9 protein-coding genes and 1 pseudogene are annotated in these 14,413 nt (G+C 34.4%); 8 read left to right on the top strand and 2 right to left on the bottom strand.

Annotation, left to right across the window (positions count from 1 at the left end):
* Positions 1-1,029: 1,029 nt before the first annotated feature.
* Complete coding sequence (locus NSS70_RS02370; RefSeq protein ID WP_094245009.1) at positions 1,030-1,857, bottom strand: sugar phosphate isomerase/epimerase family protein; 828 nt, start codon at positions 1,855-1,857, stop codon at positions 1,030-1,032.
* A gap of 791 nt (positions 1,858-2,648) precedes the next feature.
* On the opposite strand from NSS70_RS02370, the gene NSS70_RS02375 reads away from it, so the two are divergent.
* From NSS70_RS02375 to NSS70_RS02395, 6 genes and pseudogenes are all read left to right on the top strand, one after another.
* Entirely contained in the window at positions 2,649-4,247 is a 1,599-nt protein-coding gene (locus NSS70_RS02375; RefSeq protein ID WP_340880872.1) for a M48 family metallopeptidase, read from the top strand.
* Positions 4,248-5,293: 1,046 nt separating this feature from the next.
* Positions 5,294-5,464, top strand: a pseudogene (locus tag NSS70_RS20740) (uberolysin/carnocyclin family circular bacteriocin); the annotation flags it as partial.
* A gap of 125 nt (positions 5,465-5,589) precedes the next feature.
* Entirely contained in the window at positions 5,590-7,266 is a 1,677-nt protein-coding gene (locus NSS70_RS02380; protein WP_130158053.1) for a hypothetical protein, read from the top strand.
* Positions 7,259-7,984, top strand: coding sequence for an ABC transporter ATP-binding protein (locus NSS70_RS02385; RefSeq protein ID WP_117017319.1), 726 nt, complete (start codon positions 7,259-7,261; stop codon positions 7,982-7,984). Before NSS70_RS02380 ends, NSS70_RS02385 begins: the two co-directional genes overlap by 8 nt.
* A complete protein-coding gene (locus NSS70_RS02390) occupies positions 7,981-8,535 on the top strand; it encodes a stage II sporulation protein M (protein WP_327847886.1) in 555 nt (184 codons plus the stop codon). The genes NSS70_RS02385 and NSS70_RS02390 overlap by 4 nt, the downstream gene beginning before the upstream one ends.
* An 877-nt stretch (positions 8,536-9,412) precedes the next feature.
* The gene (locus NSS70_RS02395; protein ID WP_063387638.1) at positions 9,413-10,063 is read left to right on the top strand and encodes a cupin domain-containing protein; all 651 of its coding nucleotides are present in this window, start codon (positions 9,413-9,415) and stop codon (positions 10,061-10,063) included.
* 808 nt (positions 10,064-10,871) lie between these two features.
* Here the strand turns inward: NSS70_RS02395 and NSS70_RS02400 are convergent.
* The gene (locus NSS70_RS02400) at positions 10,872-11,636 is read right to left on the bottom strand and encodes a DeoR/GlpR family DNA-binding transcription regulator (RefSeq protein ID WP_063387636.1); all 765 of its coding nucleotides are present in this window, start codon (positions 11,634-11,636) and stop codon (positions 10,872-10,874) included.
* 311 nt (positions 11,637-11,947) lie between these two features.
* On the opposite strand from NSS70_RS02400, the gene iolA reads away from it, so the two are divergent.
* Positions 11,948-13,411: a methylmalonate-semialdehyde dehydrogenase gene (iolA, locus tag NSS70_RS02405; RefSeq protein ID WP_063387635.1), complete on the top strand. Its 1,464-nt coding sequence runs from the start codon at positions 11,948-11,950 to the stop codon at positions 13,409-13,411.
* A 179-nt stretch (positions 13,412-13,590) separates the two neighbouring features.
* A complete protein-coding gene (gene iolB, locus NSS70_RS02410; RefSeq protein ID WP_144598227.1) occupies positions 13,591-14,406 on the top strand; it encodes a 5-deoxy-glucuronate isomerase in 816 nt (271 codons plus the stop codon).
* Positions 14,407-14,413: the final 7 nt, after the last annotated feature.

The following is a 14,413-nucleotide window of genomic DNA, read 5'->3' on the forward strand; positions in this document are numbered from 1 at the left end:
CTTCTTTTTCGCGATATCCATGCCAACGACGAGCGTTTGATCGGTGACTTGATTAATCTTCTTGTTTGAGATAGAATTCATGTATAGTCCTCCTTGGTATCCAAATTAGGGGTCAATTCATCCGATTGACACCCCCGAATCATACCAAGAGGGCTTTTTTTATTCAAGTCCCCGAAAAAACTTCTAACAGGAATGCTCCTTTTATAGATTTATAAATAATCTTTACTTCGCTATTTCTTACTAATACGCAATAAATATGCATTAACTATTGTCATTATATACCTTTATCATAATCATCACAATGTCTGTGCCAGAATACCTATTAACCGTTTGAATTCTTCCTCTAACTCTTATATACGCTTGTTTTTAGCAACGATAAGGACATCTTTGCTTGCATCTGTCATTTCCCGTTTTAACTTGCATTCAGTATTGATATTTACTTATGTAAAAAAATAATAGATAGAGCATACACAAAATACCATGTAGCCTATCTATTATCATAGTTTAGATAAGAAATTCTGGATCGTTTTTTGATAATTTAGTTTTTTCAGAAGAAAGTTTGTTTAATAGTGATATGGAAGATTACAAAATACTTAAAAATACAGAAATTTGAATCAAATTTCAAAACGTATTGATTCATGTGGCTGCTTAAGCGGAGTGAATAACCAAATGGCGCTTTCGACGAAATCCATTGCTTTTAGTTAGCCCGCAAACGCTGTTCATTTGATTCCTATAAACTTGGTATGGAGTCCGTTTGAAAAACAAAAACATCCCCTTTCTGTATAACATTCATTTCTATATTCAGGCATGAGCTTTTGCAAAGAGGGGCAGGTGATAGGACTTTGCACGGCATACAGACCAGTCTATCACCACACCCGCCCCACAGGTTGAATATGATGCCACTGTACAAGGCTTTGATTGTATAAAAACTCAATGATTCACAAGTGATTTCAAAAGGTCTAAACAGGGATTAAAATGTTTTTGAAATCATATCAATCGAAATAAAACGACTTCTGTCAGGAGATTTCTTTATACTTGAACTTTCATTTCATCCCATTGTTTTAGTTGTCTTAAAGATTCTTTATAGTAATTGACCACCACATCTAAATAGTTTCCATGCTTAATCGGCGTAAATGGATTGGGGCCTTCTGCGACCATTTCCATTATAATCGGTCCTTTGAAACCAATTTCATCTAAAGCTTTTATTTGACCTCTAATATCAGAGTGTCCGTTACCTATAGCTTGCCTATTGGAATCAGCGACATGATAAACACCCAGCTTATTCCCTGCGTCCTTGATTGCCTGAATTGGACAAGCCTCCTCAATATTCATATGATATGCATCTAATAATATATAAAGGTTGTCGCTTTTTACTTCATTAATTAATGAAATCGCTTCCTTTGCTGTTAAGATTTGATGGTTCTCATACCGATTGAGTACTTCAAATACAACTTGAAGGCCAACTTCCTCCGCTTTATTTACAATCTCCTTCGTACTAGCTACAAGCAAATCCCAGTCTTTTGTTAAATCTCCGCATCCATGTATTTTCCCAACATCACCATGTAAGCAGATTCTGTTGGCGCCTAAATTTTTCGCCCAACTGATTAGGTCTAAAAAATATTGTACGGCACTAGCTCGAATATTTTCATCAGAACTGGAAATGTCTACATTTTCAGGTGTTACGGACAATACCTTCAAGTCATATTTTTTTAAAATCGCTGCTAACTCTTCCGGAGATTGTGACAAATCCCCTTGGACCTCCACTCCGTCAACACCAATCTCCTTGGATATTTTACATTTCTCTTCAAAATCTATATCTCCAAACGTCCATAAACAAAGACCATAATCTCTTTTCATATTATTTTCCCTCCGGCAAGTAGTCATTTATACAATTCTATTATTTATAGATTGTATCAAAATCTGAAATATTCTGAATACTATAAGTTGTAAGATTTTGAATCTGTTAAGCTTTCACAGATTCAATACTAGTTATTGCAATTTTGTTGAAACGGATCTCGTCCTATTATCTTAATTTTTCTTAGTTTTACAGTTGGCGGATCAAATATAATAGTAATTTCCGATTCAGAATCTATAACTTTAATTCCTTCTTCCATTCATTGTTTTGCAGCTTCAAACAGGTAAGTCCTCAGCTTGTTCTTTCTTCATTTACAAGATAGTCTAATTCTTCTTATATCAGATTTTCTGCTTCTTCCGGCCTATTATTTCATCTTTCTTTCCAATAGTTAATATTTCCTGTTTTACATGTAATAAAATTTACAATTAACCCTATATATGGTAATTGATAAATAAAGGGCATGTAAAAAAATTGTCGTCTCTTCATCATTTTCTGTAAACAATATCTTTTGCCACACTTGTTTTAATTACAGGAGAAGTATTTGAACCGGTAGGACTGCGGGTTCTGGTTCCAAATCTAGATCATGATGTGGCTGTTGCTCTTCTTAATCAAGTTGAGCCTTTTTTAATACGGCAGTTTGTTTTATTGTATTTTGGTGTTAAAGCATTATTGAAATCTGAAAGACGGGTTGCTCCTTTACTTATTGTAAGTATTATCTTTGTAGCAAACTTGACATTAAAAACAATTCCATCGATTATGACAAGTTTCCTATAAATTAAGGAGAGTAGTTATTATGAAAAAAAGAATGCTCATATTTTTATTGGTCACGGCGTTTTTTACAGTTTCGGTTATTATGGTTGAGTTAAGTATCCGTTCAGCTGTTTTATCGCCATTTATTCTTCTCGATTCAAAAAAAAATGTAGGAGTCCAGAAGCTTTTAACTGGCTATTCCATATACCAAGGGGACTATCTTTTAGATATTGAAAATACTGAAGAAGACTCTACCAATCGTCCGCTCGCTTTTCATATTGGACCTATTGATTATCAATTTATCAAAGTCAATACAGAAAACATTATCTTACCTGCTGGAGAAGAGCTGACTGTTATGACGAGAAGAGGGGTTGAACCGTCTTTTAGTAAGGAAGTGACGATTCAGTCTAGTAAGAGGAAATTTTTTTTTAATGAATATACAATACGTGCTGCAAAAAATGATGGATCATTCTCCATCCAATTGAAGGCGGAGTTTAGTAAAACTCTTACTTTTTTGATATATGGTTGTTCATTTTTATTGCCCTTTCTTTTGGCATTGTTTATTAACAAGGTTCTTCCATGGCGCAATCTTTTTACATTGTTTGTTCCGTTTATCTTAGCTGGAATCCTTCCATTGATATTAAACTATCATTTTTCGATGGGTTACGCACTACTTTTAACAAAATCATACATTTGGAGCATTTTGTTATGTATCTTTCTCCCGACGTTTTTATCAGTTTCATTGACAACTGCTATATACCAATGGACGATAAAAAGTGATGAGGATATTGAAGGAGAGTCTGAAATGGAGGAATCAGATTTCCTTGAATTTTCAAAAAGAGAAATAGTTATAATTTTTGTACTCACTATAGGAAGTCTTGCTTACTTTTTCTCATTTTTCCTTTTTCCACTATCCCTATATGTAAAAATTGTGGACAAATGGTATTTATTTGCTGCTTGGTATTTATCGTTAACCCTTATTATAATGCTAGTTTATACTGTAATACATCGTTTCATGGGGAACTATGAAAATGTGGGATTCACCGAGCAATTTTACTCTTTGAAAAAAACGATAGAAGCTGCATGTAGTATAAACGTTAACCTATTTACGAAGAAAGAGTCCGAGAATGAGACGAATGCTTGGGTGTATAGTACTCCTTTTGCATCTAAAAAAAGCATTAACATTTACATGACAGAAGGTTTGATAAAAAAATTTACTTTAGATGAGGTAAAGGCAGTGTTATTTCACGAAATTGGACATATCAAACGAAAGCATGGTCGTTGGATACTGTTTATTACTTTTGGAGTAGCGACGCTTATTAGTTTGCTGATGTTCTTTACTAGAAAAATTATGCTAGGATTTGGATGGGGACAGTATATCCTTATTTTTCCAGTTGGTATAATCGCTTTAATAGGGCTCACAGAATGGCTTCCGAATAAAATTAGTAAAATGTTTGAACACCAAGCAGATGAATTTGCTGTAAGGCAATTGGGGAATAAGGAGTTATATATTCAAACATTAATGAAGTTAGAGCGAATCAGTGAAAAAGAGAATGACGAGTTTGACTTCAAAAGGAAAGAGTGGAAAGAAACTCATCCATCCTTCCAAAAAAGAATTAACTTTATCAAGGACTTGGTATGAACGTGAAAAATATATTTCGACTTAAGGTGTTTGGTATGGCATTTTTGGAAAGAAATCGAGATGTTTTTTTATTTCACTTTTAATTGTTTTAATAAGTTTTTGTGGACCAATGATTTATTTGCAGTTAACTGATGAAGAGAAGCAACAGACACGGAACAGGAGGCTGTAGTAATAGTTTCAGAAAACCTCGATGATGAGGAGCTTACGTGGCAGTCTATATTTTTTCATAATTTCATGATTTTATTGCCAGCATGTATTGGTGTGTTTTCATTTGGTTTCGTTTCTTTTTGGTATATCCTTTTACAAGGATATTTATTAAGTACTAGTAGGGGCTGTCTTTGAAAGTCAAATCGCCATAGAAAACAAAAAATCATAAACACCGATATATCAACGTTTCTAAAGCATTAATGGGGGCGTCAATAAGCCGTAAAAACGACTTATTAAACACCCCCATTCTCTTTTTGGTTTGTATTTAAATATACAATTTTTCATGGTGTTTTTGAAATCCTAGCAATTATACTTGTTGGGGCATTCGCACTAAAGCCTGCAGTAGTGACTTTTAAGTGCATTATATTAAAAAAGCCCTTTTTCCAAAAAAAGAGATTTTAAAGATATGTCTATACTGTTTGTGCTCTATGTATTTTTTCTTCTCTTGGCAGCGTTAATTGAAGGTCTTATAACAACAAGGCTTTGAGAAATGGGGACTTATATGAAAAAAAATTTGGCTTATATGGAACAATCGGACACGGTTAACTATTAATAAAATTGTGTACCAGGATGAAAGCATGATAATAGTTAGTAGTTCCTATTTTACAAGTGTTATATGGAATTTAATTTACAATCAACCCTATATATGGTAATCTAGGGGATTGAAGGTATTTGTATAAAATTGCTAATTTAGGAGATAGTATCAATGAAGCAATGTGTAGACCTGAAAAAAAGGATTTTTTGCTAGTCTTTTAACTTTTGCATTAGGTTTAATGGCAGCTCAAGTTACTACTGAAATAGGAACTGTAAATTCATCTTTCGCATGATTAGCTACTAAACTCGGAATTAAACAGGCTACAGCAGGGCTTATTATTGATTTGGTTTCTGGAGGTTCAACTCTTTGGTCGATTGTTGCGGCAGTAGCTGGACTTAGCGGCGCAATTGGAGGTATTACTGCAATTAAAGCCGTTATTCAAAATTCAGGAAGAGACTTTGCTATTGCTTTGTAATTAAAGCTGAAAGAGTACAAGCACAAGCTGCGGAAATCCGGCAAAACTTGTATTCGCAGCTAATACTAAAATTAACATGCCACTTCTTTTTTCTGTTTACCTAGTCAGGAGGTGCCAATTCAATAATGTTTACTAGTAATTCTGTCTTTTCTTTTATAGATAAAATGATCAATATAATAAAATATAACAGAAAATCTGCTCTGCGAAAATTTTTAGCAGACTGGCAGCTGGATAAAATTGATCTTAGAAAGATATATAGATGGATTACACTCATTGTGATTTTTATTATGAGTGCTTTGTTTTTTTTCACAGTATTTTTAACTGGTTATATCATCAAGGATCTAGATGCAAATACATGGTTAAATGCCTTTTTGAGCTTTGTAATATTTCTTGCTTTCTTCAACTCATTAAGTTTCTTTAATAAAAAATCTTCTGTTTTTTATTATGACACGACAAAAATGTTGTCTCAATTAAAAAGTTATAGAGTGTTGCAAGTCATTGCTTCTATTTATGGTGACTCATTGAAAAATACAGTGATAATGTGGTTCGTTTTGTTAATGCCTGTAGTTTTAGGGATACATATAAATTACCCAAGTTTTGAGCTGAAATTTTTGATTTACTATTTTCCGCTATTTAGTCTATTAAGTTTAATAATGACTATGTTTTTTTCATACTTCCGCTTTTTGTTTGCCCATTTTTTTTATATACAATCACTGCGTTTATTAAATCGCTTTTTTCTATTTATAGTCGTTGCGCTCTTATTTTTTTTATTACCCTTCACGATCGCTTCACTGTTATTCAATTCACAAAAATTTGGAATTAAATTAGCAAATATTGTGATAAAATATCAGTCTTTTTTAATGGAACTCGGTCTGCCTAAGGACATATATAATCTGGAATTTCATATACTTTTCATCGTTTTTCTTTTCATGCTATCCATAGCTGGTGTATTCACTTTGATATGGATCAAAACATTAAATCATTTAGATTTAATACCTTATTACCAAATTCGTACCCGTAAAAACTCTATATCTGATAAAGATAAGTTCATAAATACGAATAAATATTTTTTTGTAAAAGACATACTTCATATTAAGCGTGTTAGTTCATGGTTTATTGGGCATATAGGAAAAACTATATTAGGCTTGCTAGTATTTATCGGAATCGCCTTGCCAGTCGTACAACATTTTATTGATTCAACATCACCGTTGTTTTTTTTATCCATTATAACAGTATTTGCTTTTGCCATATTTCAAATTGTTGGCGAATCACTAAAAATGATATTAGCGATTGATACAGAGGCCAAGAATATACACTTGCTTGTTTATACCAAATATACAATGTGGGATATTGTCAAAGAAAAATGGTATATATATTTTATTTTTACATTTCTAGTCACTTTTTTCGTCGTCTTATTATCTTCTGTTTTTATAAATGTAAATATTTTCCTGTATGCTTTATCAATCACTATTATGCTCACCTATGGTGGACTGAGTGGTTTATTTCAAATATTCTCAACAGCGTTATACCCACGGATAAATTGGGAGCATCCCTATGAAATTGGTGAATCCCATAAAGCTAATTTTATAGAAAGCATTTTAAATAATGGTCTAACTTATCTATACACGGTTTTCATAGGAGGATTACTGATCGCAGATCAATTTTTCGGATTAAAATTAAACACTATGGTTGCATGTATTCTTATATTAATTCTCGTTGCTTTTTTCTTTTGCGCTTATGCCATCGTTGCTGCGTATACTAAACAAATTTCAGTCAGGGAGGTTTTCTTAAAAAATGATTAAGGTGAAAAATTTATCAAAAAGATATGATGAAAATATCGTTTTAGATAACCTTAATTTCCAAGTGGATACGGGTTGTATCTATGGGATTGTTGGTACGAATGGTGTTGGGAAAACTACCTTTCTACGTATCCTTGCAGGTTTATCCAAACCAGATAATGGTGAAATATACATTGATAATATGAATCCTGTTGGTAATAAAAGCAATAAAAAAATAAGTTTTGTTCCTGATTCCGCTTCTTTATATGAATATTTAAGCGGGGAAGAATATCTTCTGTTCTTTGCATCTATTTTAGATGTTCCGAAAGAGTTGCGAAAAGATAAAGTTTCTTATTTAATTGACCTCTTCAATTTAACATCAGCAAAAGATGAATTGATTAAGACATATAGCCACGGAATGAAACAAAAGGTATCTATTGCATCAGCATTATTGAACGATCCAGATATATTATTATTAGATGAACCTTTGACAGGAATCGATTTAATCAATTCACATATTATAAGACAGTATATAAAAAAGTTTGTAAAAGCAGATAAAACAGTTATTCTAACGACACATTTACTTGAATTGGCACATTCTCTATGCGATAAAATAGGGATTTTACATAAAGGTAAAATTGTCGAGGAATTTTCAACCAATAAATTAAGTCTCGATTCAATAGAAAAGCGTATTACATCAGTTTACTTAGGTAAAAATTCTGGAGAAATGATGAGCAAATGAATTTTCAGGGAAGGGGTATAAAAGATGTTGTTCGTAAGCTTGTATCTAATAACAAAATATTGTTTGTCATTTCTTTACTTTTATTTTTTGGGGGGATGGCAGGGGGGTATTTGTTTAGAATAGATGCAGTAAGAGGAGACTTAAACTATATACAGGCTTCTGATGTAGAAAACTTACTTTTTAATAATATAAAGGCATCACTAGTTATTGCTTCGGGATTACTTTCTCTAGGTATTCCTACTGTTATATTTTTGATAACCAATGGGTTAATAGTCGGTTCCTCTATTCAGCAGCAATTGGAGCTTGGATTGTCTATTTCAAGTATTTTTGTAAAGCTAATCCCGCATGGAATATTTGAGATACCTGCGATATTAATAAGTGGAATCATTGGATTAAAAGGCGTATCAATTATTATTGAATTTTTCCGTACTTCTTTAAGTACAAAACAGCTAATAAAACAGACGTTATTTGAAATAGCCCTATTAACCAGTATAATATTAATTTTCCTTACATTGGCAGCAATAATAGAATGGTATATAACCCCATTATAATATTGGAGGTCATGTCATGAGTGCAAAATTTGCAAATTTTCTATCAACTGCCCTTTTTTTCTTAGCATTGATCGTTATAGTACTAACTAAAAATCTATATTTAAGTTTATTCCCCTTAATTTTATCTATGTTTATTCTTGCTTGGCAATTAGGAGGAAAGATAAACAATAAAATGTTAAAATTCCTTTTTTTGGGCTTTGAATTTCTGTTTCTTTTTATACTCTCATTTTTTTTAATAAATCATCTACTTACGAGGGGTATATAAATGAATATTATGAATAAACCAAGTATCAAGTTAGTATGGTTTGGAATATTGGTAAATTAGTTATTGTTTAACATTTTATTTTTTACAATTAGGAAGTACTCTTCTTTCAAACAGAATGCTGAATTTATAACCATTGACCAAGGAAGGCTTAGGCAGTATGTGATTTGCTTATCCCAAAAATATAGTCTTACATTGGTCAGTTGTGCAACTATTTTCGAATTAAAACAAAGTCATTATTGTTTTCAAAAATGATTTTGACTGAAAAATAACTGGCCAAATCACAAAATAGAGATGACGTTGATATTGAGCTGCCTGATGTTTTTGCAACGATAAAAGTTCAACTATTTCGCTCCGATTAATGTGTACGTCTTCATGACAAAATTCCATCCTGCATATATAGCGAATCGGTCAAGGGGAAAATTGCCTTTGGCTGCGAGGAAGCTCAAGGAAGTTTCGGCATATTACCCTTTCTGGAAAAGATTATCCCTAATTTTTTATCGCCCATATTTTAGGTACAGGGAGATCTTTGGCTTTTTTATTTAGGTACTTGCACTACTAATACGTGTCTGCATAGATTATGGTGAAATATTTAAACACAAAGGATGAGTGCACATGGTTGCATATTTGGATTACACATCACCTAAAACGCAATTCACCTTCGATGTCAACAAGAGTAGATCGTTCACAAAGGATAAACACAACTTTATAAATATCTTGGGAATTAAACAGTTAAACACATTAGAAAACATATCTTTATTGGATATTTTTTTAAGCAAAAATAATGTTATAGAACCTCACTATCATCAAAATGCAGCTGAGCTGGTCTATTGTATTTCCGGTGCTGCCACTGTCTCGATGTTGAACCCATTTACAAAACAAATTCATAACTATCCAATTAAGCCGGGGCAGGTGGTAAATATCCCGCAAGCATGGTGGCATTACGAAGTAGCAACCAAGGATAATACACACCTTCTGGCAATATTTGATGCCCCGACTCCTGAGGTGATTTTAGGTTCAGATATCTTAAAGCTTACTCCGTCAAATATCATGGCGCATACTTATTGCCTGAATGAACAGGAATGGAAGAAAACTATAGCTCCTATTCAACCGAACACATTTATCGGCCCACATAAAAACTGTAAACGTAAGAAATATGAAAATGATCAAACTAGATCGACCCGCCAAAATCCAAATTATATCCATCATTACCATCATTACCCTTATAATTACCCATTCGCATCTTATAGTCCCAGCCTTTCCTAAGGCAGAGCCTTTAAAGGAGGTATTTTTCCTTTGATAGGTTTTGTTTTGAGAATTTACTGAAAATTCCAGTCGTATGATACAGTTCCTGATTATAGAAATCTTATGGCAATTCTCTTTTTTTGTTTGAAACCATCTCTTAGATAAGGAAAAGGTGGTTGGAAACATTGCTTCGTAAGCTGTTGGGGTATAATCACCGGAAGAATGTTTCAGGAAGAACTATGCTAAGCAAATATGCGGCTGTGAGCGACATGTGGTGTAGCTCCTCAACTCATGAATTCGTTTCGCAAATATTCTTAAACCCTTGGGCAATCCAGTAAAAGGATTTGTCCAAGGGTTTTATGTTTGCCGAAGGAGGTTTTCATGATTTGCCTTAAAAATCTTTATACATACTTTGCAACAGTTCCCAAAACGAAAAAAAGGCGGGGGTTTTTGCATAACTAAGTTGATTTTTGATTAAGCGGTGTTGAAGGGAGGGCTTCTCTGTTTGCAAATTGTCCAATTGTAACCGCAGGTTTAAATCCTTTTTGCCAATTGGTTCGACCAGCAGCTTGAAAATAGAATAATCGAATGGCTTTCACTCTGTTGTGTCCGTTAAAATAAAAACATTTACACTTATCTACTGAATGAATCAATTACTTCCTGTTCCATAGAACAGCAGGAACGATTTCGAAAATCTATTAAAATATGTCTCCATCGTTAAAAGGTGAACAAGCTTGAGGAAGTCATGATGAGAACAAGGATTCAGTCACCTCAAAAACAATTTGACAAAAGAAAAAGCTGCTAGCCGCTTGTCAACGATGTTTTATGTTTAATTTTCATTATCAGCAATGACAAGCTGGATATTGTGTTTTTTGGCAAATTCCTGGTATTGCTCGCTCGGAGCAGTGTCCGTAATAATATAATCAACCTCATCAAGACGGCAATAAGTCATTAAAGCGTATTTATCAAATTTATCATGATCTACCAATAAATAAACTTGTTCACTTCTTTTTACAATTGTTTGTTTTATTTCGCTTTCAAGCGGGGAAGAGTTCGTTACGCCATTTGAAATGGAGATGCCGGTTGATGCCATGAAAGCTTTATTAATATTGTAGCTTTGTAATATATCCATATTTTTGAGACTGACGAACGATTTCGTTTTACGTTCAAATACTCCACCTGTTGTCAGAACGTTTAAGTTTGGATAAGGGTACGAATTTATAATAAAGTCCAAGTTGTTTGTGATGATCGTAACCTGTTTTGTTTGCAAATATTCCACCATTTCCAATGTTGTTGTTCCCGAATCAATATAAATAATATCGCCGTCCTCAACATATTTTGCGGCTGCTTTGGCAACGGCTTTTTTCTGCTTTTGATTGCGGGTTTGTCTGACCGTAAATGATTCTAATGTTGTATGATTAACAGCAACTCCTCCGTACACCTTTTTGATCGTTCCCCGTTCAACTAATTGTTGAACATCGCGCCGGATGGTGTTTTTTGACACATTGAATTCCTTAACAAGTTCGTCCAACGAAACGGTTTGATGTTCAAAAACATATTTTTCTATTTGTTCTATTCGTTTAGATTTTAACATGTGGATCCCTCTTGCTTTCTTTAGTTTTCACTGGCTAATATTTGAAACAAATTATAAAGTTAACCAAAACTTAACCATCAACGTTAATTATATCTATATTACCCTATAAGTTCAATAATAATGAAGATTTAGCCGATTAGTCGCAGAAATATTTTTAAATTTTTGTTGACTGAAAACGCTTTTAATATTATCATAAAAATCGAGATATAACCAAAATATAACTAATATATAACAATAATATCATCAATTTTTTAAAAAACATACCAACTATTTATGATCAACTAGTGTTGATGAATTAAGGGGGACAGAAAATGTCTAACGCATTAAAATTAAAAAATTACATTAATGGCGAATGGGTTGAAAGTAAAGCAACAAAATATGAAGATGTTTACAATCCTGCTACAAAAGAAGTAATTGGCCAAGTTCCGCTTTCTACAAAAGAGGAAGTGGATGAAGCTGTAGAAGTTGCCAAAAAAGCTTTTGAGGAATGGAAAAACGTCCCTGTTCCTCGCCGTGCAAGAATTCTATTTAATTTTCAGCAGCTGTTAATAAAGCATAGGGAAGAATTAGCGCGGATCATTACGATTGAAAATGGAAAAAGTTATTCTGAAGCATTAGGAGAAGTTCAGCGCGGAATAGAAAATGTAGAGTTTGCGGCAGGAGCGCCTACTTTAATGATGGGGGATTCCTTATCAACGATTGCGACTGATATTGAGGCGACCAATTACCGCTATCCGATCGGCGTGGTCGGCGGGATTACTCCGTTTAACTTCCCGATGATGGTGCCTTGCTGGATGTTCCCAATGGCAATAGCGCTTGGCAATACTTTTATATTAAAACCATCTGAAAGAACACCGCTCTTAATCGAAAAATTAGTCAACTTGTTTACAGAAGCGGGTCTTCCAAAAGGTGTATTAAATGTGGTAAATGGAGCGCATGATGTTGTCAATGGAATTTTGGATCATCCGGATATCAAAGCGATTTCGTTCGTTGGCTCCAAGCCGGTTGGCGAATACGTTTATAAACGGGCTAGTGAAAATTTAAAACGTGTTCAGGCGTTGACTGGAGCGAAAAACCATACGATTGTGTTAAAGGATGCCAACTTGGATGATGCTGTTACCAACATTATTTCTTCAGCATTCGGATCAGCAGGAGAACGATGCATGGCATGTTCAGTTGTGACGGTGGAGGAAGAAATTGCTGATCAATTTATCGCCAAGTTAAAAGAAGAAACAGAAAATATTAAAATGGGCAACGGCCTTGATGACGGTGTCTTGCTAGGACCGGTCATCCGAGAAGAAAATAAAAAACGCACGATCCGTTATATTGAAAAGGGTGTTGAAGAAGGCGCAACCTTGGTATGTGACGGACGCAATCGCGCAACTGACGACGGGTTTTTTATCGGACCTACGATTTTTGACAATGTTACAACCGATATGACCATTTGGAAGGACGAAATTTTTGCACCTGTCTTATCGATCATTCGGGTGAAACATTTAAAAGAAGCGATCGAAATTGCAAATAGATCTGAGTTTGCCAACGGCGCATGTATTTTTACAACGAACGCTCAAGCCATTCGCTATTTCCGCGAAAATATTGATGCAGGTATGCTAGGCGTTAACTTAGGAGTGCCGGCTCCAATGGCGTTCTTCCCGTTCTCCGGATGGAAGTCTTCGTTCTTTGGAACATTGCACGCCAACGGAAAAGACAGCGTTGATTTTTATACGCGCAAAAAGGTTGTAACAGCGCGCTATAAAACGCCAAGTTTTGAATAATAGATTGGTAATGTGATAGAAGATTCATCCTTCAGGCTCATTATTCAGCTTCATGAGCCTGAAAATGAATCGGAAAAGAGAGCGCGACGGCTTTGTCAAAAGCTTTAAGAAAACAATTGTTTTTTCGGTTTTCTTTCCTTTAAGAAAAAGAAAACCGCCGCCATGTGAGGGAGGTATATATGAGTCATTTGCTGCGAAAACCGAACAATAAAGAAATCGAAAAGGGAGTAATAGTTGTTCATGAAGTAACATCAGAAAACTCTCCTTTGGAATATGTGGGATTTAAAGTCATTGATTTAGATCCGAACGCAAAATATTCGGAATTATTAGGAAACCAAGAATGCTGCATCGTCGCCTTAACGGGAAAAATTAATGTTTCAGTCGGTGATGAAAATTTCAAAAATTTAGGCACGCGGGAAAGTGTTTTTGAAAAGATCCCGACGGACAGCGTATATGTTTCCAATCAGCGCCATTTTGAGGTTGAAGGAGTAACAAAAGCGCGCGTTGCCTTATGCTATTCCCCGTCTGAACGTCAGCTGCCTACGAAATGGATTAAAGCAGAAAATGTAGGAATCGAGCATAGGGGGATACTTAACAATAAACGTTTTGTCCACAATATTTTGCCTGATTCAGATCCAAGTGCGAATAGTCTTTTAGTGGTGGAAGTGTTTACGGAAAGCGGCAATTGGTCAAGCTATCCTCCGCATAAGCATGACCGTGATAACTTACCAAATGAGTCGCTATTGGAAGAGACCTATTATCATGAAATGGATCCGCCTCAAGGATTCGTTTTTCAGCGAGTTTATACGGACGATCGTTCACTAGATGAAACGATGACAGTTGAAAACGGTGATGTTGTCATCGTGCCGAAAGGATATCATCCGGTCGGCGTACCAGACGGTTATACCTCTTATTATTTAAATGTTATGGCAGGCCCGAAACGGATTTGGAAATTTTACAATGACCCTGATCATGAATGGATATTGAAACGTTAAAAAATAC

This window comes from Aeribacillus sp. FSL K6-2848 (genome assembly GCF_038004325.1).
GTDB lineage: Bacteria > Bacillota > Bacilli > Bacillales > Aeribacillaceae > Aeribacillus > Aeribacillus composti.

Excerpts from the sequence above, each read along its gene's own strand:
- NSS70_RS02370 (WP_094245009.1), bottom strand. The coding sequence starts at position 1,857 with ATGAAAAGAGATTATGGTCTTTGTTTATGGACGTTTGGAGATATAGAT.
- NSS70_RS02375 (WP_340880872.1), top strand. The coding sequence starts at position 2,649 with ATGAAAAAAAGAATGCTCATATTTTTATTGGTCACGGCGTTTTTTACA.
- NSS70_RS02380 (WP_130158053.1), top strand. The coding sequence starts at position 5,590 with ATGTTTACTAGTAATTCTGTCTTTTCTTTTATAGATAAAATGATCAAT.
- NSS70_RS02385 (WP_117017319.1), top strand. The coding sequence starts at position 7,259 with ATGATTAAGGTGAAAAATTTATCAAAAAGATATGATGAAAATATCGTT.
- NSS70_RS02390 (WP_327847886.1), top strand. The coding sequence starts at position 7,981 with ATGAATTTTCAGGGAAGGGGTATAAAAGATGTTGTTCGTAAGCTTGTA.
- NSS70_RS02395 (WP_063387638.1), top strand. The coding sequence starts at position 9,413 with ATGGTTGCATATTTGGATTACACATCACCTAAAACGCAATTCACCTTC.
- NSS70_RS02400 (WP_063387636.1), bottom strand. The coding sequence starts at position 11,636 with ATGTTAAAATCTAAACGAATAGAACAAATAGAAAAATATGTTTTTGAA.
- iolA (WP_063387635.1), top strand. The coding sequence starts at position 11,948 with ATGTCTAACGCATTAAAATTAAAAAATTACATTAATGGCGAATGGGTT.
- iolB (WP_144598227.1), top strand. The coding sequence starts at position 13,591 with ATGAGTCATTTGCTGCGAAAACCGAACAATAAAGAAATCGAAAAGGGA.